The sequence below is a fragment of the Bacillus sp. 2D03 genome (assembly GCF_003946765.1).
Classification (GTDB): Bacteria; Bacillota; Bacilli; order Bacillales; family Bacillaceae_G; genus Bacillus_A; species Bacillus_A cereus.
Genome location: NZ_RPSJ01000003.1, coordinates 189,424 through 212,300 on the forward strand (window position 1 = coordinate 189,424; position 22,877 = coordinate 212,300).

Below are 22,877 nucleotides of genomic sequence, written 5' to 3' on the forward strand. Positions count from 1 at the left end.
AAAACCACCACTATTAATAGTGGTGGTTTTCATTTAATAACTAATTTGGCTGTTTATTTTATATTAAAACCAGCGCTCAGTTACAACTTTTTTACGTGTATAGAATTGAACGCCATCTGTACCATTTGTACCTAAATCACCAAAGAATGACGCTTTGTTTCCTGCAAATGCGAAGAATGCCATTGGTGCTGGAACATTTACGTTTACACCGATCATACCAGCATCGATATTATCACGGAACGTTTGTGCATGTTTACCGTTTGACGTATAAATAACTGCACCATTTGCAAATTTAGATTGATTTGTTAGTTTAATACCTTCTTCTAAATCTTTAACTCGTACAATGCTTAATACTGGAGCAAAAATCTCATCTTGCCAAATTTTCATTTCTTGATTCACGCCATCAAAGATTGTTGCACCTACAAAGTAACCTTCTCCAACTTCTTCCTTAATTTTACGGCCATCTACTAATAAAGTTGCCCCATCTGCTACACCGCTATTAATATAGCCTAAAACGCGCTCTTTATGAGATTCACGGATTAATGGTCCAACATAGTTCTCTTCGTTAAAACCATCGCCTACTTTTAATTTTTTCGTTTCTGCTACTAATACATCAATGAATTCATCAGCAATTTCATCTACTACTGCTACTACTGAACATGCCATGCAGCGCTCTCCACTACTTGCGAATGCAGATCCAATTACACCTTGTACTGTTTTCTCAAGATTGCAATCTGGCATTACAATCGCATGGTTTTTCGCACCAGCTAACGCTTGTACACGTTTCCCGTGTTTCGTACCAGTTTCATAAACGTAACGAGCTACCGGCTCAGATCCAACGAATGAAACAGCTTGAATATCTTTATTTTCTAAAATGCTATTTACAACATCTTTTCCGCCTTGTACTAAATTTAATACTCCTTTTGGAAAACCAGCTTCATAGAATAACTCTACAAGTCGCTCCGCTAAAAGTGGCGTTCTTTCAGATGTTTTTAATACGAATGTATTACCGCAAGCAATTGCAAGTGGGAACATCCATAACGGAATCATCATCGGGAAGTTAAACGGCGTAATACCAGCAACAACTCCGATTGGGTAGCGCCAAATCGATCCATCAATTCCGCTAGCGATATTCGGAAGTGCTTGACCCATCATTAAATTTGGCGTAGATGTTGCAAGTTCTACCGCTTCAATACCACGCTGTACTTCACCTGTTGCATCCGTTAGCGTCTTACCATTTTCTAGCGTAATGATTTTTGCAAGCTCATCTTTGTTTTCTTGTAATAGCTGTAAATATTTATATAAATTTCTTGAACGATTCGGAACTGGTACTTTAGACCATGTTTCAAATGCTGCTTTTGCCGCTTCAACAGCTTTTTCGACATCTTCTTTTGGAGATAGTGGAACGTAAGCGATAATTTTCCCAGTCGCTGGATTTGGCACTGCTTCTACTTCCGTACCTGTCGATTCAACCCACTCACCGTTAATGTGATTTTTTACTCGTTTAATTTCAGTTGTAATCATTGTATTCTCTCCTTTGTATAATTTATTTTTGATTAGAAATTAATTGCTCGCTAACTTTCTTATATAAAGCAGCCATATCGTTTTCACCATATCCAGCTTGACTCGCTTCGTCATATACGTTTAATAACATTTCGCTTACCGGTAAATGGAGTTCGCTTTCCTTAGCTAAGTCAACTGCAAATCCTAAATCTTTCTTCAATAAATTCACAGTAAATCCTGGCTCGTAGTTTTCAGGTGCTATAAAACTTTTATAATTACGTTCATAAATTCTACTTTGACCGTAACTTACATTTAAAATATCAAACATTTTATCTAAATCCATATTGTTCTTTTTCGCTAATGTTAAAGCTTCACTCACACCAGCTGTATAAAAACCAATTAATAAGTTATTAATTAACTTAACAGTTGTACCACTATCAATCTGCTCACTAACGTGGAAAATGTTCGCGCCTAGTACGCCCATGATAGATTCCGTTTTCTCATATACCTCTTTTGATCCACCAACCATAAACGTTAATGTACGGTTTTCGGCTCCGATTACACCACCGCTCACAGGTGCTGCTAAAAAGTCTACTTTCCTTTCCTTTGCAGCTTCCTCTAACTGTTTGTTTAACTGCGGCGATACCGTACTTGTATCAATGAAAACTACATTCGAGTGACCATTTTCAAATAATCCTTCTGCTCCAAAATATACCGCTTCAACAGCGCGAGGTGAAGGTAAACTTGTAAAAACTACATCACATGTTTCTGCTAGTTTTGAGATTGATAGACCGATAATTCCGCCTTCTTTTTCAAAGGAAGCTTCCGCCTCTTTATTTAAGTCCACGCCATATACTGTGTAACCTGATTTAACTAGATTTTTTGACATTGGAAGACCCATGTTACCTAAACCGATAAAACCAATCTTTTTCATATCGCTTTCCTCCTATTTACACAATATATTTCCCACGATTTATAATAGCTTTCGCAATTTCTCTCTTCTTCGTAAATACGTTCGTGTATACAGGCACTAATAATTGACGGATTTCAGCTAAAATCACATGTCTATCTTGTTCTTCTGTGACAGCTGCTGAAAGTACAGAAATCGCCGCTTCTTCTACTTTACGGTATCCTTCTTCACAAATAACATCCGTTATTAATTGCTTCGTACGTTCTTTTTCCTCACCATTTTTACTTACCGCTTTTCTCGTACGTAAAAACGCTGATTCCATGACGTACACGTCCGTCAACATATTTGAAATTACACGTGAATATTCTTGTTCTTGGTCAATTTTTAGACCCGGAGTTTTAGAGAGCGTTTTCAAAGATTGTTTCAACAATTTTTTCGCTAATAAAATGTAACGATGGTTTCTTTCGACATTTGCTACATCACTTTCTACTTCAGTATCTTCTAATTGTTCGATTTGCTTCATTAACATTTTAGCAACTGTTAATCTATTAATTTCGTTCGTTCCTTCAAAAATACGACTAATTCTAGCATCACGATATAATCGTTCTACCTCATATTCTTGCATATAACCGTAACCACCATGGATTTGTACAGCTTCATCTACGATATAAGCAAGTGTTTCAGAAGCATTTACTTTATTCAGTGCACATTCAATTGCAAATTGGGACATTTTCTTCATAAGATCCTCATCGCTCTCATGAATTGCTTCATCAATTACACCTGCTGTACGATAAGCTGCACTTTCGGCTCCATATGTAGCAATGATCATATTTGCAATCTTCTCTTGAATCATCGTAAAGTCTACTAATTCCGTTTGGAACTGTTTTCGCTCTTTTCCATATTGAACCGACAAACCAATTGCTTGTTTTGCTGTTCCAATATTTCCAAAAGCAAGTTTAAGTCTAGCAAAGTTAAGAATATTAAGAGCTACGTGATGCCCTTTCCCAACTTCCCCTAAAACATTTTCAGCAGGGATGACAACATCTTCTAAAATAAGAGTCGCTGTTGAAGAACCTTTAATCCCCATTTTCTTTTCTTCTAATCCAATAGATACACCTTCACATGTTCTTTCGACAATAAACGCTGTCATTCCTTTATTTGTCTTCGCAAAAACAACGTATACATCTGCCATATGAGCATTTGTAATCCATTGCTTCTCACCATTTAACTTCCAAGCTGTTCCCTCTTCATTTAATACGGCGCTTGTTTTTGCGCTTAATGCATCCGAACCAGCATTTGGCTCCGTTAAAGCATAAGCCCCAATCCATTCTCCCGATGCGATTTTCGGTAAATATTTTTCTTTTTGCTCTTTCGTTCCATAATATATGTAAGGCAATGTACCGACACCAGCGTGTATATTAAAAGAAACGCTAAACGCACCAGCGTAACCCATTTTCTCTGCTACAAGACCTGAGACAGCCTTTCCTAACTCGAACCCGCCATAATCTTCTGGTACCTCAATGCCTAATAATCCAAGTTCCCCAGCTTTCTCAAATAATTGACGAGAAACTTTATAGTTATGTTGTTCAATATTCTCCATTTGTGGAACAATTTCTTGTTTAACAAATTGTTCTGTCGTTTTTGCGATTAAATCTTCATCACCTGAAAAATCTTCTGGTGTAAAGTAAGTATGATTTATATCTTTCTTGAGTGAAAAAAATTCATCCCATGGTAACTTCGTTTTCTCCATATGTATCCCCCTATCATTCGGCTTTCATAGCTTTTTGCTTATGCTCGTCTACGATGAGTGGAATATCTTTTTTGAAAATAGAAGGCGATGATTTTTCACATCAAGCATTTTATTTTGCCAAAGATGTATTTTCATCGCCTTCGCTGCTTTATCTATTGATCTTCTGATAATACTGTTTTTGCAATACCAGTATCTAACTCTTCAAAGTCATGATATGAAATTGTTTCGTATAATTCACTTCTCGTTTGCATATTAGAAAGTGCATCTTTTTGAGAACCTGTTTCTTTAATTAAAGCAAACACATTTTCATACGCTTTCGCTGCAACGCGAAGTGAAGTTACAGGATAAATAACCATTTGGAAGCCCATATTCGCAAATTCCTCTGCACTATAATATGGAGTTTTTCCGAATTCAGTCATATTCGCAAGCAAAGGTGCATTTATCTTACTATTAAATAGACGGAATTCTTCCTCTGATTGAAGCGCTTCAGGGAAAATTGCGTCTGCACCTGCTTTTACATATGCATTTGCTCTTTCAATTGCTTCATCTAATCCTTCAACGCCGCGAGCATCAGTACGTGCCACAATGTATAAGCTCGGTGCAACTTCTTTAATCGCTTTAATTTTTTGAACCAATTCTTCTGTAGTAACAAGTTTCTTACCATTTAAATGTCCACATTTTTTTGGTAATTGCTGATCTTCAATTTGGACAGCTGCTACTTTCGCTTCCATCATTTCTACAGCTGTTCTCGCCACATTTAGTACACCACCAAATCCTGTATCAATGTCAACAAGAACAGGTAAGTCTGTAGCTCTTACTAAATCTCTTGCTCTCTCAGCCACTTCAGTAGACGTCGCGATACCTAAATCTGGTAAGCCTTTACTTGCAGTATAAGCAGCTCCTGATAAATAAAGAGCTGAAAAACCTGTATTTTTTGCAACTAAAGCCGCCATTGCATCATGAGCACCTGGAATTTGCAAAATTTCATTTGCTTCTACTAAAGCTCGGAATCGATTCGCAAGCTCCTCTTGTGTTGACTGCTTTTTCACAACCCAAGCCATTCTAAATTCCCCCTATTATTAAATTAAGAATAGATCTACAAATTCGTTTACATTCATATTTTCTAGTTTTTCTTCATTTAAACAAACTTCATGAATTTGTTCTTGTTGCTTACTAGAATAATGACCTGCCATATTTGCAGTGAATTTTTGAACAACTTTTGGAATTGCTTCGTCTCTACGGAAGCGGTGACCAAGTGGATATTCACATTCCACATTTTCTGTTACTGTGCCATCTTTAAAGTGAACTTGAACAGCGTTGGCGATTGAGCGCTTGTTCGGGTCAAGGTAATCTAAACTGTACTGTTTGTTTTCAACAACAACCATCTTATTACGTAATTCATCTACACGTGGATCGTTTGCTACTGCATCTTCATAATCGTCTGCAACGATATCTCCTTTTAATAAACCAATTGCCGTAATGTATTGTAAGCAATGATCACGATCAGCTGGGTTATTTAATGGACCTTCTTTATCAATAATACGAATTGCTGATTCATGAGTTGTAATTGTAATACGGTCAATTTCATCTAATCTCTCTTTAATTTCCGGATGCAACTTCACTGCACATTCTGCAGCCGTTTGTGCATGGAATTCTGCTGGATATGACACTTTAAATAATACATTTTCCATTACATATGACTCTAGTGGTCTTGCTAATTTTAATTCTTGTTTATTGAATAATACATCTTGGAATCCCCATCCTGGCGCAGATAATGCTGTTGGATAACCCATTTCACCTTTTAGAGCAGTCATTGCAAGATGAACACCGCGGCTCGTTGCGTCACCTGCAGCCCATGATTTACGTGAGCCCGTATTTGGAGCATGACGATATGTACGAAGACTAGAATTATCAATCCACACATGTGATAATGCATTAAAGATTTCTTCACGTGTTCCGCCAAGCATTTTCGCAACTACTGCAGTTGTTGCTACTTTTACATATAATACATGGTCAAGACCAACTCTGTTTAAGCTGTTTTCTAAAGCAAGCACGCCTTGAATTTCATGTGCTTTAATCATCATTTCTAATACTTCACGTACTTTTAAAGCTTCTTTTCCTTCTGAAATACGAACACGGCTAATATAATCTGCAACTGCTAAAATTCCGCCTAGGTTATCAGATGGATGTCCCCACTCTGCTGCAAGCCAAGTATCGTTATAGTCTAACCAACGGATCATACATCCGATATTAAATGCACCTTTTACTGGATCTAGTACATAAGACGTACCTGGTACACGTGTACCATTTGGCACGATTGTTCCTGGCACAACTGGTCCTAGTAATTTCGTACATTCTGGATATTGCAGTGCTAAAATTCCACATCCAAGTGTATCAAGTAATACGTAACGAGCTGTACTGAATGCTTCTGCACTAGTAACCTCTTTATTTAATACATAATCGGTAATCTCTTCTAATAATGCATCTTTTTGCTTAATTTCATTTGTTTTAATCATGCTATTCTTCCCTTTCTGTCGAAAATTCGTTATTATTAATGATGGGTGTCGGTCAAACACCCATCTGGCGGGCGGCGCTAACAACTCCCCAGTTGTTCTTATTTACTAAGTACATGTCGCTCGCCAATATAATTTACACGTGGACGGAACAAACGATTATTTGCATGTTGCTCAATAACGTGCGCACATAACCCCACTGTTCTAGAGCTAAAGAAGATTGGTGTGTAAAGTTGAATTGGAATACCTAGCATCCAATATACTGGAGCTGCATAATAATCAAGATTTGGATAAATTCCTTTTTCTTTTTCCATAATCTTTTCTCCAGCTTCACACATTTCATATAGTGTATAATCACCTTTTACATCACATAACTGTTTTAAAGCTTCCTTCATCATCAGTGCTCTTGGATCCATCTTCTTCATATAAACACGGTGTCCAAAGCCCATAATTTTTTCTTTGTTATATAGTTTCTTCTGTAATAACTCTTCAAATTTCTCAACATTACCAGCTTCTAAAAGCATGTACATAACCGCTTCATTTGCACCGCCATGTAAACTTCCTTTTAAAGATGCAACTGCACCTGTTAGAGCACCGTATAAATCTGATTGTGTTGATGCAATAACGCGAGCTGTAAATGTAGAGTTTGGCATTTCATGCTCACTATATAAAACAAGGGAACGATCAAAGATCTTTTCCTCAAGTTCAGTTGGTTTTTTACCAGTTAATATATAGAAGAAATTCGCACTATATGATAATTCTTTAAGAGGTTCAATTGGCTCCTCATTATTTAAAATATGATAGCTATTTGCTACAATGTTTGGCACTTTACTTAACAGCTTGTACCCTCGGCTTTTATTCACTTCTAACGAGCGGTTTTCGATATCATTATCGTAACCAGCTAACGCTGACACACCTGTACGTAATCCATCCATGGGATGCGTCTCTTTAGGCAATGCCTTTAGTACGTTGAATACACCTTCTGGTACTGCATATTCTTCTTTTAATTTCTTTTCAAGTGTTGCTTTTTCATCTTCATTCGGTAGATGTTCCTCCAATAAAAGGTGCACAATGTCTAAATACTCTTTTGTTTTTGAGAGTTCGATTAAGTCATACCCTTGAATTACAATTTCACCTTTTACTGTGTCAAGAAACGAGATTTTCGTCTCCGCTGCCACTATACCATCTAATCCCGGGGAAAATTTTTCTTCAGCTTTCATCATTATTTCCTCCAATCCTAATAGATCTTCGTGCACATAACTGTAAGCCTTTACAATATTGTGAAACTACATTTCTATTTCAATGTATCAGAGTTTTTAGAAGATTTCAATTTATTTTATAATGATAAGTTTCCTACACTTTTCTTACTGTAACAATACAATTTTTTGAAAATAATTCTTATATTTTATAAAGAAAGGATAGACTTCTTTGCGTATTTTCAAAAACAAGATATAAAGATTTTTCATATAACACCGCCAAATATACAATTATTCTAATTTTATTTGAGAAATAGAAAAAACGAGCTGTACATAAATACAGCTCGTTACTATATGATATTTATTTCAATATCTCTTAAATATAATTTTTATATAAAACTTATTCATTTTTAATAAAGTTATTATTTTACATAATTAAATTGAATTTCTTCCATTTCCTCATGATAACTTACAAATAAATCATAGTTTTGAAAATACCAAAGATTATCAGAATCTACAAAAAATATAATACCTTCCTTCTCAACTGACACTATTTCGCCATCGGGTTTCTCAGCAACAACCCCTAAAGAATATCCGGGCTGAATTGAACTATTCCCTCCGTACCTTACAGTAAAACGTACAGATTCACCGTGCTTTATACGTAATTCTTCCTGGAACCATTGCAGAGCCTTACGATCAATTGAAATTCTCATCTTTATTCCTCCAGTTTACGCAAACTCTTTTTTTCCTAATCGTTGTTTTACAAAAAAGACGAAAATAATTAAGGCTATCAATGCTGAAATTGCACTCCCTGAAAATAAAATACGATAACCAAACATTTGTGAAACAACTCCAAGTAAAATAGCACCTAACCCGATTCCTAAATCAAACGCTGTAAAAAATGAAGCATTTGCAACTCCTCTTTTACTCGGATCGACAATTGTAAGCATTGCCGCTTGCAAAGCTGGCTGTGCTGAACCAAATCCAATACCGTATAATGTTGCTGCAATAATTACACCTATCAAACCATTTGAAATAGTTAAAACAACTATAGCTAAAATAGTAATACATAATGCTGGAAGTATAATGAATACTTCTCCATACTTATCTAATAGTTTCCCTGAAATTGGTCTTACAATTGTTAATGCAATTGCATATACAAGAAAGAAAGTTCCCGGATTCACATGAATTGATGATGCAAATAACGGTAAAAAGGTTGTTATTCCTCCATATGCAAACGATAAAAAGAATACTACAATCGTGATTGTTAATACGGATTTCTCAAATAGCTGCATCTTCCCTTTTTCTTTTTGTGGCGTAAATGGCATCTTCGTTATTAATGATAATACGACTGCCATAAAAGATAACAACGTCGCTAATAAAAATAGACCATCAAATGAATAATTTTGCACAACCCATAATCCAATCATAGGTCCGATCGCCATTGCAATTGTCATCGCCATCCCGTACCAACCCATACCTTCACCGCGGCGTGAATCTGGAATAATATCCGTTATTGCTGTTCCAACAGCTGTTGTAGAAACAGCCCATGTTACTCCGTGAATAACACGTAAAACAGCTAAAAGGACAATAGTCGATGCTATATTATAGGAATACATCGTTAAGCCAAAAAAGATGAGTCCGAAAATAATAAAGGATCTTCTACCATATTGATCTAACATTCCTCCAATAATCGGTCGTATTACAACCGCAGCTATTGTAAACATCCCCATCATAAGTCCAACTTGCGATTCATTGCCACCTATCTCTTTAATAAAGAGCGGGAGCGTTGGAACAAGTAAATAAAATCCTGTAAATAAAAATAACATTGCGAAAGTCATTTGAATAAATGATTTCGTCCATAATCGTTCCATAAAAATACCTCCATACACTCGTAAAATATTACGATTAACACCCTCATTGTATATTTTTTTTATCTCTTTTCCCTCCGCAAATAGACGTATCTTTTCATATTAAATAGTCCACCATCAGCTTACATTAGTCTTAAGACTTTGTACGCATGTTTTAAACGAAAGTCCTATATATGTACCTTTATACGTGTGAAAAGAATATACTAATTTATTAACACAACTTAGGAGTGAATATTTTATGTGGGTATTATTAAGAGTAACTGCCGTAGTTCCTTCGACTCCTGGGATACATGTTCCTGCAGTTCATACAGCTAGCTCCGATGTAGGAATTGAACTTCCCGCAACTTGGCAGCAATATCAAATTCCCGGTCAAGTTACCCCTTCATTTTGGCATCATGGTGCCCATCCAAGTAGCACTACCTTTTATCATCCTAGCTACGCTCCACTACCTCAAGCTCAAGTCTTTTATCATTTCCCATCAATTTATTTTCAAAATTTTTATGGTACGTTTAACATTTAAAACACATCATTTCATAGCTACTACATTTAAATGAAAAAAGCACTTAAGATTGTAATTTTCACAAATCTTAAGTGCTTTTTAATATTTTTTATAAATTTTTCTTATTGCCCATTATTAGCAGGGGCCTCTCCTGCATTACCGCCAGTCTCTGGTTGTGTGGTCGCTGGTGGAGTTGTATTTCCTTGACCTCCTCCATTATTTGCTGGAGGTGTCGTATTTCCTTGACCTCCTCCGTTATTTGCTGGAGGTGTCGTATTTCCTTGACCTCCTCCATTATTTGCTGGAGGTGTCGTATTTCCTTGACCTCCTCCATTATTTGCTGGAGGTGTCGTATTTCCTTGGCCTCCTCCATTATTTACTGGAGGTGTCGTTCCTTGGCCATTTCCATTATTTTGTTCTTCTTGTTTCTTTTGCTCTTCTTGTTTCTTTTGTTCTTCTTGCTTCTTAAGTTCCTCTTGTTTCTTTTGTTCTTCTTGTTTTTTCAGTTCTTCTTGTTTCTTTAATTCTTCTTGCTTTTTCTCTTCTTCAGTTTTTTGCTGTTGATCTTGTTTTGGTTGCTCCGTTGTATCCGGTACGCTAGTATTTGGCGATGAATCACGTTTTTCACCTTTTATACGTAGCTCACTACCTTCTTGAATAACGCTACTTGGCATTTTAAAGCGTGATTTATCTGTAGCCATTTCGCTCATCATTTCTTTAAAGATCAACTGTGCAATTTTCGTATTTTTACTACTAATATACTCGTCTTTACCATCTTTCATATACCCAGTCCATACTGCCATCGTATATTGCGGTGTATATCCAGCGAACCAACTATCACGAGTTGCACTTTCTGGAATTTTATATTGAGCTAATTGCTTTGATGAATAGTTTGTCGTACCCGTTTTACCAGCTACATCTAAAGAGCCTACATTTGCCGATGTACCAGTACCTGATGTAACTACAGAACGAAGCATATCAGTAATCATGTATGCGGTAGAATCTGTCATAACTTGTTTTGGTTTTTGTCCAAAACTTTGTGACTTACCGTCTGGATAAACGACTTTCTTAACAAAATGCGGTTTCGTATATTTACCTTCATTACCAAATGCCGCATAAGCACCCGCTATTTCAGTTGGCGATACTTCATTTGTACCAATCGCTGTCGATTCTGTCGGTGCTGTATTAAATGTAATACCTAGTTTCTCAGAGAATTCTTTCGATTTACTAATCCCTACTTCTTTTGCAGTTTTAATTGCAGGAATATTACGCGACATTTTTAATGCTTCACGCATTGTAATTGGACCCATATGACTTCTATCTGCATTTCGTACTTCTTGTCCCGTTGAATACTTAAATGGAGAGTCATCAATTTGATGGTACGTAGCCCATTTTAAATATTCAATTGCAGGAGCGTAGTCGAAAATCGGCTTCATCGTTGAACCAGCTGCACGATCTAATTCAATTGCCATATTATGCCCTTTAAATACAGCTTTATTTTCTCCACGGCCACTACCTATAGCACGAACTTCTCCTGTTTTCGTATCCATAAATGTGAATGCACCTTGGAATTTATCGTTCGGATAATCAATGATATTATTATTTAAAATATTATCAGCAAGTTTCTGTGCTTTCGGATCTAACGTTGTATAAATTTCTAAACCGTCAGAACCGATATTAGCATCTGGTAATTCTTTTTCTACTTCTTTCACAACTGCATCCATAAATGCAGGGTATGGCATTGTTTGTAGTTGAGCTGCAGGCTTGAGTCCCTTTTCTACGTCAACTTTTATCGCTTCTTCCATTTCCTGTTTTGTTATATATCCATGTCGATTCATTAAGTTTAGAACAACATTTCTTCTTTCTGTTGCTTTTTGAACATTTTCTTTTTTCGTTGGATCATAGTTATTCGGTGCTTTCGGTAAACCTGCAAGCATCGCAACTTCTGGTAATGTTAAGTCCTTCAATTCTTTACCATAGTAGTTTTGTGCTGCTGTTGCGATACCATATGAACGATTACCTAAGTTAATTTTATTTAAGTACATCTCTAATATTTCATGTTTTGAATACTGTTGTTCTAGCTTATAAGCTAAATATATTTCTTGCGCCTTACGCTTTGGTGTTTTATCCATAGATAAGAAGTAGTTTTTAATAACTTGCTGCGTTATCGTACTTCCACCTTGAGAGCCATAATCTCCTTTAAGACTCACTAAAACAGCACGGGCAGTACCTTTAAAGTCTACTCCGCTATGCTCATAAAAACGTGAATCTTCTGTCGCTAAAAATGCATTTTCTACTAATTTAGGTATTTGATCATACGTAACATTCGTCCTTTTTTCTTTTCCATATTCATATACCAAATCCCCGTTTTTATCATAAATTTTTGAGGATAACGGATTAACAAGTTTTGCTTTTTCCAGTTTTGGTGCGTCCTTAATCATTACGAAAAAGGTAGCAACCCCCGCCACTAAACCTACAATACCAAGTAATAAACAAGTAATTAAAAACTTGCGGAAAAATGATGTTTTACCTTTTGGTTTTTGTGTTTTAGAAGCTGGTTGTTTTTTCTTTTTAACTTGTCGTCGCTCCTCGCGAGAACGATAATTTTCTGACATGTTACTTTCTCCTGCCTTTCAATTCTCCCGTTGATTTAATTAAAAATATTGAGGTCACTTTCGTAAATACGTTTAGGCAAGAAAGTGTATTGACCTGGAGCATTCAATATTTTCCCAATTCACAGATTACAAATTTTAGAATGGCTCTTATACATACTATTTTCACTTCTAATTTTCTAATAATGCTGCCCCTTTTAGCATAATAATGAAAGAAGTGAATTTTTATTACCTCGTATAAATAATATACCTTTTTTTCAAATGGTCAATATTTTCTTATTAATAAATCAAAGGTGAAATAAAAATAGCATATCGATATGAACTTCGTGTGAACTTACTTATAATTACGTATAACCAATATTTAATATATTTAATATATTTAATATTGGTATAATACCTCTTTAATTATAAAGATTTCAACACCACAATACCGTTTCCTACAAAGAATTATTAAAAATGAAAAATAAGGAGTTGCATAATAATGAAGCTATCTCCGGTTACCTCAAAAAATATAGTTGCTGTTGGTTATAATCCTTTTTCTATGATTTTGCGAATCCAATTAAAGCATGGTATGTATGATTTCTTTAATGTACCAGAAAGCATTTATACTGGCCTATTACATGCACAATCTAAAAGTTATTATCATAATACTTACATTAAAAATTCTTTCCGCCACACAAAAATTTAAACTTAACACCCACTAAAAAAGAAAGGAGGTTAATCCTCCTTTCTTTTAAAAACATTTGGCAGATGAATTATCTTCGATTTCTCTTATTAATTTCATCATATGCTTGAATTTGTTTTTTCAAACGCCGATCAGCTTTTTTATCATGCACTACAAGAATTGCGTGTATAACTCCTGGAACCCAAAATATTAATGTTAATATGAAATTTATGATTGCCTGAATTGGTTTTCCACAAAATAATACAGCAACAGGTGGAAGAAAAATTGCTAATAAATACATCATCCCTTGAAAACTCCTTATTTTATATTTTATATATCACTTTTCAAAATATACGCAAAAAAACCTACTACCATTTTAATCTTAACCTGCCTCTAAAATCAATGTATCCCCTTCTATTTATATAAGTATTTCAGACTTTTCATTGTTTTCTAGCCTATTTTCTTCCTCTATTGCAGTTATTCCAATTGCGGAAATTAACGTTCCTATCGCTTGTATCCAAATACCAATGAGTGCAATGATTCTCTCATCCTTCTTATCAAAAATACTATCTTTATTTTCTTTCTCATCTTTCAATACATTTAAAACACCTTGATACGCTTGTAATCCAGCTCCTAAACTTTGCATGGAGTTACCCAGTATAATAATTTTCTGTAATACATTTATATCCACCAAAGCTGCTTCTACTCCTAAAAAAGCACCAATCGATTGTAAACTGTTCCCTGTAATGATAAGATAATCATTCTCTTTCAATTGTTCATTTATATTAAAATATATTCCTATTACATTTGATATATTTCCTAATGCTAATAACTCAATTCCTATTTGATCAAGTAATTTACTTTGATTCTCTCTTTTTTCTTCCCCATCATCATAATTGCTCGCAATGATTTGTAATATATACCCGAGGGCTTGTAATGAGCTTCCTACAATAACAAGTTCCGATTCAACTTTCTCTTCTCCAATAAATCCTCTTGTCGTTCCAATAGCAGCTGTAAGATTCCCCCCTACTTGAAACCATGCCCCTGTCACTTTTAAACTGCTTGGATTCATTTTTATCACCTATTCAAATATTTTCTAAAGCTTTCAAAACAAACAAATCTCACCCTTAATCTTTTATTTTATTTTTCAGATGTAATTTTGTGAATGATATAATGTGCTACTAATATAAAAAGCACCTTAAAGGTGCTTTTTATACACATGCTGGGCATGTCAATGAATCTCCATTTTTATCTATTGTTATATTCAATATATATTCAATCGCTTTATGTGACCAAGTTTCAGGTGCAGGCGATTCATTTATATATTGTGGCGCACATGACTTCAGCATTGGAGTACTAATACTCCCTCCAGGATCTAAAGCAACTACAGCCATGCCATGGGGTAATTCCAGGGCCATAGATTTAGTGATACCTTCAATTGCAAATTTCGAGGCACAATATGGCGCAAGCTCAGCTTCACCTTCTCTCCCCCAACTAGAACTCATATTAATGATAATTCCTTCTTTCCTAGATACCATTGCGGGAACAAACGCTCTTATTACATTTACTACACCATTCACGTTTACATTCATTACACTTTCGAATTCTTGAGCCGTAATTTTCCAAAGTTGTGCATTTTGATTTACAATCGATGCATTATTTATTATCAGATTGGGAGCCGTATGTCTATTAAGTATATAATTTGCCCAATTGTTAACTTGCTGAGAATCTGAAACATCAATTACTTGGAAATCATGTATTTTACTGTACTGTTTTTTTAGTTCTTCAATTTTATCTTTTGAACGTCCACAACCATATATGTTCCACCCTAATTCATGAAATCGATCAACCATCGCACGTCCTAACCCTTGTGTCACACCTGTAATAATTACAGATTTACTAATTTCTTTTCGCTTCATTTCTCTCATCCTCCTTCCCTATATCTTACTCTCTTCATTTTTATTCAGCGATTTACTATAGTATCAACTCAACTCATACTTTAGTAATGGTTTTGATATTGCATACATAAGCAAAAAAAGTAACCATCATGGTTACTTTTTGCTATATATCTAAAAATTCATTGTTTATTTCATTATTGTTTTTACATTTCAGCTTCTCTTTTCCACATTTCTCACACTGGTAAATATAAACTACACCTAATATACCTTTTTTAAAATCCTCATTATCCTGCATCTTAATAAAAATATATTTATGTTTACAATGCGATTCACCCAAATAATTTTTAAACCACTTTTTCAACACAACACATTCCACCTTTATGATAGAACCTTTATTTAGCTGCTTTATTATATACTTTTATTTAAATGTTCAATCTCATCTTGCAATTTTTTAAATTGCTCAAAATGCATGGTAATAGATTGGCTACTACCATAATCAACATTTTGTTTCACTAATATAACACCCGTATCATGAAAAAGCGCTTCAAGTTCTTTCCTAATAGACACTTTCGCAATATGGGCTGTTTTAATTGCAGATAAAATTGCAATTTCATTAAACTTTAATTTTATTTCATTTGGACAAAATGCGTCTTCAACTAATATAACTTCATTACTATAAATTAGTGCAACAAGATTACTTGATTTGGCATCTGTTAAATCAACTTTTTTCATAATATCTTTCATTACATTTTGCCTCCTTTATTTTCATATATATCAATTATACAAATTTTTTTAAAAAATTACTCAACTTTATTATATTAATTTTAACACACTTTTATTGAAATCCATGCTCCAAACGTTTTACTATTCCACAATTTTTATTGTATGAACCATCTGGACTATAACTCCATATAGTAATGTTAACAACTTATTATAAAGCAGGTGAAAATTATGCCATCAGTTGTAGGAAATTTAGTTGTACAAAATAGCAATGGATCATTTAACTTAGGTGATTTCTACAACGTATCTCCGAAAGAAAATACGAAAGCTTATAATGGTTCCGGCGCATCAAACGTTGGTTTTGTTGTTAATACTTTTAGCGGTGTTAGCGCGACCAATACATTTGATTCTGACCTTGCAGATCAAAACCAAGTGGGTACAGCCTAATCTTATGTTCAACTTTCTGTATAGAAAATTTTAATTTGTCTATACTATAATCAGGCTGTTTGACAGCTTTTGTTGATTTTGGAGTACCCTATCTTTTTCTCCCTTTCCCTGGGGCTCAGCAGCTAGCACGAAGCTAGCTGCTTTTTCTTGTATTATTTGTCTCATAAATCAGAAATAAAAGAAGCTGCCATTTAATATTCAGCTTCTTTTACGTTATTTCAATAATATCCATAGCGTTAAATACGTAAGTTTTATAAAAGGCGTCTGTACAAATTACAATTTGTTTTACCGGATTGATATGTACAACAGTCATGTAGCTTGTTAGTATGTAACCATCTTCAAAATATGTTACCAATATTTCTTTCTCAGACAATAATGACGTTAATAATTTATCAGAAATTCTCTCTTTTGCTTCATTTGTTAAAAGCGGTTTTTGTACTTTTAATTTCTCTCCAATAATCTTTCTCATATTTAAAAGTTGTTCGGACATTACTGTAAACGGAACCCACTCTCTTTCTTCTTTTTGTATCTTTACATCGTTCATTTTTTATCTCCTTGATCATTTATACATTTATTTAGCCATACTATCCCTTAGTTATTTTTAATACTCACTAAACTCGGATTTACTTCTAAACTATAATTAGGTTACCTCTCAAAAGAACATTCGTTCTTATTATACACGAACTTACGTTCTTTTGAGAAGAGCCATACTTATTATTTCTTAACAAAAAACATAATTTTATTTATCTCCATACTTTTTTCCTTTATCAAATAAACTTCTCATTTCTTATATAACATGCATATAACAACTAAAAGGCAACTTCACCCAAAGTGAAATCGCCTTTTTCTAAAAAATATTTCAAAGCTTATTTTTCTATCCTAACTAATGTTCTTTCTGGAATACATAATTCATCTATATTAAAATGATTTATTTTTAAGTTCAATTCCCCTACTCGTTCCTTATCTTCATCACCAACCCAACAACTACATAATTCGAAATAGTCTCCATCTTCCAAATAACCTTCCATAATCTTGCATAAAGTTAAAAGTTTTTCTTTCGCTTCTTTTTTTCCTTTACATTTTGCCACTCGACAAGTTCAATTCCCCAACTAGTTGAAACCTCATATGTGTAATTTGTTTGGAATTGATAATCTTGTACAATTTCAAGCATACTTTCATCTGAAAAACACGGTCCAAAAACAATTAGATTATTAGAATCCGGATCCGTTAACGGAATTTCTATATTACAGCCTATGTAACTTGCTAAACTCATTTTATACTCCTCCAGTATTCGTATAAAAAATACTTCATAGTATATTTATTTACTCAAATATAAAATCCCTGCCTAAACGAAAAAGTTTTAAATTTTTATCGTTTATTAACCATCTATAACTGAAAACATATACTATGATGAACGAACTCACAAAGCATAAGAAAAGAGAGCATTTACAACACTCTCTTTTCTTACATACTCTATGGAACTTTACAAAACTGAATCAATGATTTTTATTATTATATTTTATTACATATACTTAGGTTGTACTATTATATGTAACTCTCTCTCTGTATCCGCTTTTTTCGGATGACGAAAATAATTAAGTTCGTACTTTAACACTTTATACTCAACCATCCCGATTTTAATCCCTTTCGTTTCTTTTAATATAGCTAATAAATCACTTACATTTTCATCATATGACTCAAAAATTTTCGCGCCGCCCTCTCCTTGAAAGATTACTTTCATATATTCTCCACCACCTTAATTTATTGATGTGGTAAATGACGCGTTTAAAACGATTCATTCTTTATCCTAAAATTTTTATATGAAAAAGAACATCCTTTCCAATCGAATGCTCAGCTTTTTACTAATTATCCATGTTAAATATTTATTCAAAAACATTATATGTATTATTTTTAAAATTATGTTCGATATCCATTATTAAAGAGTAAATATATGTAATAAACTTGCATAATGAAAACCGTAGAATATCCACTTTCGTTGAAATAATTACAATCCATAATTTCCCATTGTAATTCTTAATATTTAAATGTAATATTGTATTGTCTTACTATCTATTTATAACTCACACACTAATTAGAAAAAGGGAACTCTACATGAGTTCCCTTTTCTAATTATGATTACAGTCATTATTTCTTTTCTAGAAATTTAAATGTATCTTTAAATTCTTTATTATTCACTTTAATATCAGCATCTTTCAATAAATCATTGACTACTTGTTGTTTCCATTTACCTGTCGTATCTTGTAGTCTTTGTTGTTCTATATCTTTACGAATTTTATCCTTTACTTCATCAAATGGCTTCAATTCTTTTTTATCCGTCACTTTAATAATATGGTAACCGTAAGTTGTTTTAACCGGCTCACTTACTTGGCCTGCATCTAATTTATACGCAGCTTCCTCAAATTCTTTCACTGTTTGCCCAGGAGCAAAACCAGATATTTCCCCGCCCTGTTCCTTTGAACCAGTATCTTCTGAATACTGTTTTGCTAAGGCAGCAAAATCTTCACCATTATTTACTTTCTCCTTTATTTCTTTAGCCGTTTTTTCATCTTTCACTAAAATGTGACTTACTTTCATTTCTGGTTTATAGTTATCTTTCACATCTTTATCTGTAACTGTTGCTTTAATCGCTTCCTCAAATGCAATTTCTGGCTTCATTTTTTCTTTTAATTCATCTTCATTTTTCAACCCAAGTTGTTCTAAAGTCGATTTAAAGTTTTCACCCCTTTTATCTTTTGCTTCTTCTACTTTCTTTTTTGCTTCCTCATCTGAAACTTTATATTTATCTAGCAATGCCTTACTTAACATCATTTGATATAAAGTACTTTCTCCATATTGTTGTCGTAATTCTTTACTTAATTCTTTCTCTGTAACATTTCCTACTTTTGATGTTACTACGTTGTCTGAGGAACCACATGCAGATAATGCTAGCATCATGCATGAAATAATTGTTCCAATAAATATTTTCTTCTTTTTCAATTCAAATACCTCACTTTTATCATTATGCAAATTAACTATACACAGTCATTGTGAAAACAGTGTGTTTTCTACATGTAATTCATTTCATATGAGTTGACTATGTATCATGTATTTTCATTTTTAAATATAAAGAGTCTTCTTACTATGCATAGTAAGAAGACTCTTTATATAATTCTCAAAAAAATATAGCTTCTATAGTTGCTTAATAATTACATGTTTTTCAGGTATCCAACTATTCTGCCCGATATCTACCGCATTTCCCACTCTACCCCACACTCGAAAAGATGTCGATCCATCTATGTTTCCTTTATAATTCATACATTCAGGCTCTTCATAATAATTTACTCCGTAACCGACAGGATATTTTGAAGTTGCATAAAACCATTTCACATTAAAATGTTTTAAATATACCCACTGCTTATCGTTCCCTAAACAAATCATATCTTGCTCACCGCCTCCCCAATAACCTGCTAAGATTAAATATGGAATTTTCTGAGTGAGTGTACCTGTAAATTGGGGATTCATGGGGTTTTCATATAAATTTATTCCATATCCATCAGGATATTTCGAAACTGCAATACCAATGCCATTCGATTGCTGTGTATACACTATGCTAGATTGATTTGCTTTGTTCGAATTTATAAACCAAGAAAGTGACTTATTTCCTACTAATCGATTCAGATCACATTTCCCAATCCCAGGAACATTCCCTGAATCCGTATATTGCCACATATCGCATGGATATGCTGGCTTATTCCCTCCATAACGAGGGATCCATACGAAATCAGCTTCAATATTACGTGCTCCAAATGATAGATACGTGTGATGCCCTACATATAATCCTACTTTTTCCGCACCTAAACGGCGTAATTCATCAATAAATGCCTGTGTCCCGCCTTGCATATCTACCATCGTTTGAACTTCTACGTCCGCTACCCAAAACTTAGCAGATTGATCACCACGATTCCAAAAATCTTGTGCCTCTTTCTTTGCATCAGCAATAGATATAAAACGGCAAAAAGCATAATTACCGAATGGGATACTATGCTTTTTCATTTCACTAACATAATTTTGATACATAAAATCCACCGTATTAGAGCCATCTTGAACTCTAGCAATCACTAAATCTAGCTGAGATGCTGCAATATCCCAATTGATAGTTCCATTCCATTTTGAAATATCTACAATATACCCCACACATTCCAGCTCCTTTTTAATGTCTTATTCATAGCTTGTTTTATTGTAAGCCTCCTCTCTCTAGAACTAGCTATCTATAATATAAATAAAAAGAATCTTTACCGTTTTTCAAAATATATTCTCTTTCAGAAATATTTCTATTAGTTTTAACATGTTTGCCACATAAAATATTCGAAATACACCCTACTATTCATTTATTATGTAATCTCGTCCTACCAATCATTTTTACATATATTAGAAAAAAACCCCTATATTATTAAGTTATAACTTTCAGTATCAATTTCCTTTCAACTAAAAAATTTCATCCCTCATTTTCTATATATTCTTAAGTCAAAATTACTACCTCTACATGAAATTTGAGATTTAGAAAAATTTTAATTAATTGAAGTTTACTCCTTTTAAATCACAATTTTCCAACCTGAACACTATTGGTGCATAAAAAAGACATTTTCTATTAATGAAAATGTCTTTTTACAGTTTAATAAAACAACTTTGGTGCTAAATCTGTATTTTGCAATTCTTGATTTTCACTACTCATAACACAACTTGTAGAAAATAGAATTGGTATACCACAAATCTCATCATTCATTACATCACGAAATACATTGGCAGCAACACCTGTAAACGTTTGACATAAGTTAGAAATGTCGTCATTGAAAACCTGAATGACTTCCGCAGCGAAAACCGGAAAGACAACATTCGGTCCGCCAGGGAACTGAGGCTGTACCACAACTTGTTCAAAATAAGGATTATTTTCTAGTGCTACTTGAAATAAATGAGCTATTTCAAATGCATCTAGGGGACAAGGAAATGGATTTACAATTTCATTCTCATTATTCGTTACAATAACTGTCACACTTACATTCCCAAATTGTACAAAAGATTTTAAAAGCGTTGCTAATGCTCTCGCTTTTTCGTTGCTTAACGCATGCACTAAAATAATATAATTACCACCAACAGGAATAAGTGGCCCAACTGTTACAGTTGGATCAGCACCTATTGAATTTTTTAATTCATTAAAATATGTGATCCACGGTGGCGAAAGCTGAGCTTGTACATTTTCTTCCACTACTATATACTACCTCCTTATACCATTCTTACTAACATAATATGTAACAAACTAAAAAATGCATTAGTTATATTATTCATTTTCGTATTTATTGATTATATTAATTAAACATTTTATTTCGCATTCTCAATTTCCCCTTTACATCTTTAATCACTTTTACTACTATAAAATTCTTTATTATAAGCAAATCAACTGAAATTTCATATTATACTAATACGACTCTATATCCTTTAAATTATAACACTCAATATTAGGAGCTGATTTCATGAAAAAAAAACCTATCGTGTTTAAAATCCCACCAAATTCAAAACTAAAAGTTACATTTTTCGGTCCTTGTAACGAAGTAATTACAAATGTGTCTATAATTAATCAACTATGCACCCCTAAATGTCAAACTATCACGCAATATCCAGACTTTAAGAAATATGTAACTGAAGTACGATCGTTATCCCGTTGTTAGTCCGCATAATGCACGATTTTCACAACTTTGTTACCTAAAGATAACCGAGAAAGAAAATAACTGCATTTCTAAATTAAAATTACTCATTTTATGATATTCCATTGATAATTCATTGATTTTTTACACGTTTTTATTAATAGAACATATATTATCGTATGGAGATTATCCACTCATAAAACCTATCTTTCTTTGGAGCATACTTTTTATGTATGCTCTTTTTTTATGTAACCGTCCCTCTTCTAAATTGACCAACAATATATTAAAATTCTTTATATACTCAAGGAGGTCAAATATGTTCAAGTTGCATCCAATACTACTCATCTTAGGATTGATTTTGTTTTTATATAGTGTAATCGCCTTTATGTTATTCTTTTCAGTGTATTAGGATTCCCTACACAAATCTATGTTCAATATATAATTTCTATATAGTAAAGAAAAAACGTAATGATACGATCTTTTATGTATTCCGTCTTTCTTGTTCTATAAGAAAACTAGCAAACTTACTAACAATGAGTTTTCACAAGCATGTTACTTATTATTCTGTTTATTATCTGAAGAAGGTTGAAACCTC

General features: G+C 33.7%; 25 protein-coding genes. 4 read left to right on the top strand and 21 right to left on the bottom strand.

Annotated elements, in window-relative coordinates; genetic code table 11:
- Window positions 1-63: 63 nt before the first annotated feature.
- The 8 genes from EBQ15_RS09190 to EBQ15_RS09225 form a co-directional block, all read right to left on the bottom strand.
- Complete coding sequence (locus EBQ15_RS09190) at window positions 64-1,524, bottom strand: CoA-acylating methylmalonate-semialdehyde dehydrogenase (protein ID WP_000633346.1); 1,461 nt, start codon at window positions 1,522-1,524, stop codon at window positions 64-66.
- Window positions 1,525-1,546: 22 nt separating this feature from the next.
- A complete protein-coding gene (locus EBQ15_RS09195) occupies window positions 1,547-2,437 on the bottom strand; it encodes an NAD(P)-dependent oxidoreductase (protein ID WP_000719412.1) in 891 nt (296 codons plus the stop codon).
- A gap of 16 nt (window positions 2,438-2,453) precedes the next feature.
- Entirely contained in the window at window positions 2,454-4,163 is a 1,710-nt protein-coding gene (locus EBQ15_RS09200) for an acyl-CoA dehydrogenase family protein (protein ID WP_000415984.1), read from the bottom strand.
- 152 nt (window positions 4,164-4,315) lie between these two features.
- Entirely contained in the window at window positions 4,316-5,224 is a 909-nt protein-coding gene (gene prpB / locus EBQ15_RS09205) for a methylisocitrate lyase (RefSeq protein WP_000312635.1), read from the bottom strand.
- Between the two features lie 18 nt (window positions 5,225-5,242).
- Window positions 5,243-6,679 carry a 2-methylcitrate dehydratase gene (gene prpD / locus EBQ15_RS09210; protein ID WP_000598126.1) on the bottom strand — a complete coding sequence of 479 codons (1,437 nt, stop codon included), beginning with the start codon at window positions 6,677-6,679 and terminating at the stop codon, window positions 5,243-5,245.
- Between the two features lie 98 nt (window positions 6,680-6,777).
- Entirely contained in the window at window positions 6,778-7,899 is a 1,122-nt protein-coding gene (mmgD, locus tag EBQ15_RS09215) for a citrate synthase (protein ID WP_001999759.1), read from the bottom strand.
- Window positions 7,900-8,294: 395 nt separating this feature from the next.
- Window positions 8,295-8,585 carry a HesB/YadR/YfhF family protein gene (locus EBQ15_RS09220; RefSeq protein WP_001222847.1) on the bottom strand — a complete coding sequence of 97 codons (291 nt, stop codon included), beginning with the start codon at window positions 8,583-8,585 and terminating at the stop codon, window positions 8,295-8,297.
- A 15-nt stretch (window positions 8,586-8,600) separates the two neighbouring features.
- Window positions 8,601-9,746, bottom strand: a complete 1,146-nt coding sequence (locus tag EBQ15_RS09225; RefSeq protein ID WP_000440665.1) for an MFS transporter — start codon at window positions 9,744-9,746, stop codon at window positions 8,601-8,603.
- A 235-nt stretch (window positions 9,747-9,981) separates the two neighbouring features.
- Between EBQ15_RS09225 and EBQ15_RS09230 the strand changes: the two genes are divergently transcribed.
- Entirely contained in the window at window positions 9,982-10,263 is a 282-nt protein-coding gene (locus EBQ15_RS09230; RefSeq protein ID WP_000270087.1) for a hypothetical protein, read from the top strand.
- A 101-nt stretch (window positions 10,264-10,364) separates the two neighbouring features.
- On the opposite strand, the gene EBQ15_RS09235 is transcribed toward EBQ15_RS09230, so the two are convergent.
- Entirely contained in the window at window positions 10,365-12,857 is a 2,493-nt protein-coding gene (locus EBQ15_RS09235) for a PBP1A family penicillin-binding protein (RefSeq protein WP_001293945.1), read from the bottom strand.
- Between the two features lie 478 nt (window positions 12,858-13,335).
- On the opposite strand from EBQ15_RS09235, the gene EBQ15_RS09240 reads away from it, so the two are divergent.
- A complete protein-coding gene (locus EBQ15_RS09240; protein WP_000777843.1) occupies window positions 13,336-13,542 on the top strand; it encodes a KTSC domain-containing protein in 207 nt (68 codons plus the stop codon).
- Between the two features lie 67 nt (window positions 13,543-13,609).
- Here the strand turns inward: EBQ15_RS09240 and EBQ15_RS09245 are convergent, their stop codons facing one another.
- From EBQ15_RS09245 to EBQ15_RS09265, 5 genes are all read right to left on the bottom strand, one after another.
- The gene (locus tag EBQ15_RS09245) at window positions 13,610-13,822 is read right to left on the bottom strand and encodes a YqaE/Pmp3 family membrane protein (protein WP_000990219.1); all 213 of its coding nucleotides are present in this window, start codon (window positions 13,820-13,822) and stop codon (window positions 13,610-13,612) included.
- Between the two features lie 114 nt (window positions 13,823-13,936).
- On the bottom strand, window positions 13,937-14,590 hold the full coding sequence (locus EBQ15_RS09250) for a DUF6944 family repetitive protein (protein ID WP_001070041.1): 654 nt from the start codon (window positions 14,588-14,590) through the stop codon (window positions 13,937-13,939).
- A 139-nt stretch (window positions 14,591-14,729) separates the two neighbouring features.
- Window positions 14,730-15,437, bottom strand: a complete 708-nt coding sequence (locus tag EBQ15_RS09255; RefSeq protein ID WP_000823059.1) for an SDR family oxidoreductase — start codon at window positions 15,435-15,437, stop codon at window positions 14,730-14,732.
- 142 nt (window positions 15,438-15,579) lie between these two features.
- Window positions 15,580-15,780, bottom strand: coding sequence for a hypothetical protein (locus EBQ15_RS09260; RefSeq protein WP_000915140.1), 201 nt, complete (start codon window positions 15,778-15,780; stop codon window positions 15,580-15,582).
- A gap of 44 nt (window positions 15,781-15,824) precedes the next feature.
- On the bottom strand, window positions 15,825-16,160 hold the full coding sequence (locus EBQ15_RS09265) for a hypothetical protein (protein WP_000651906.1): 336 nt from the start codon (window positions 16,158-16,160) through the stop codon (window positions 15,825-15,827).
- Window positions 16,161-16,367: 207 nt separating this feature from the next.
- Here EBQ15_RS09265 and gerPF point away from each other — a divergent pair, with 207 nt between their 5' ends.
- Complete coding sequence (gerPF, locus tag EBQ15_RS09270; RefSeq protein ID WP_001141569.1) at window positions 16,368-16,583, top strand: spore germination protein GerPF; 216 nt, start codon at window positions 16,368-16,370, stop codon at window positions 16,581-16,583.
- Between the two features lie 208 nt (window positions 16,584-16,791).
- Here the strand turns inward: gerPF and EBQ15_RS09275 are convergent, their stop codons facing one another.
- From EBQ15_RS09275 to EBQ15_RS09300, 7 genes are all read right to left on the bottom strand, one after another.
- Complete coding sequence (locus EBQ15_RS09275) at window positions 16,792-17,127, bottom strand: YolD-like family protein (protein ID WP_001999741.1); 336 nt, start codon at window positions 17,125-17,127, stop codon at window positions 16,792-16,794.
- 322 nt (window positions 17,128-17,449) lie between these two features.
- Complete coding sequence (locus EBQ15_RS31995; protein WP_002164004.1) at window positions 17,450-17,671, bottom strand: hypothetical protein; 222 nt, start codon at window positions 17,669-17,671, stop codon at window positions 17,450-17,452.
- Window positions 17,626-17,856, bottom strand: coding sequence for a KH domain-containing protein (locus tag EBQ15_RS32000; protein WP_000050497.1), 231 nt, complete (start codon window positions 17,854-17,856; stop codon window positions 17,626-17,628). Before EBQ15_RS32000 ends, EBQ15_RS31995 begins: the two co-directional genes overlap by 46 nt.
- 249 nt (window positions 17,857-18,105) lie before the next feature.
- Window positions 18,106-18,324, bottom strand: a complete 219-nt coding sequence (locus tag EBQ15_RS09285; protein ID WP_000864279.1) for a hypothetical protein — start codon at window positions 18,322-18,324, stop codon at window positions 18,106-18,108.
- Between the two features lie 404 nt (window positions 18,325-18,728).
- Window positions 18,729-19,580, bottom strand: a complete 852-nt coding sequence (locus EBQ15_RS09290; protein ID WP_000727346.1) for a peptidylprolyl isomerase PrsA — start codon at window positions 19,578-19,580, stop codon at window positions 18,729-18,731.
- Between the two features lie 192 nt (window positions 19,581-19,772).
- Window positions 19,773-20,777, bottom strand: coding sequence for a glycoside hydrolase family 25 protein (locus EBQ15_RS09295; protein WP_000540661.1), 1,005 nt, complete (start codon window positions 20,775-20,777; stop codon window positions 19,773-19,775).
- 478 nt (window positions 20,778-21,255) lie between these two features.
- A complete protein-coding gene (locus EBQ15_RS09300) occupies window positions 21,256-21,846 on the bottom strand; it encodes a hypothetical protein (RefSeq protein ID WP_000392282.1) in 591 nt (196 codons plus the stop codon).
- Between the two features lie 265 nt (window positions 21,847-22,111).
- Between EBQ15_RS09300 and EBQ15_RS09305 the strand changes: the two genes are divergently transcribed.
- Window positions 22,112-22,306, top strand: coding sequence for a hypothetical protein (locus tag EBQ15_RS09305; RefSeq protein WP_000729004.1), 195 nt, complete (start codon window positions 22,112-22,114; stop codon window positions 22,304-22,306).
- Window positions 22,307-22,877: the final 571 nt, after the last annotated feature.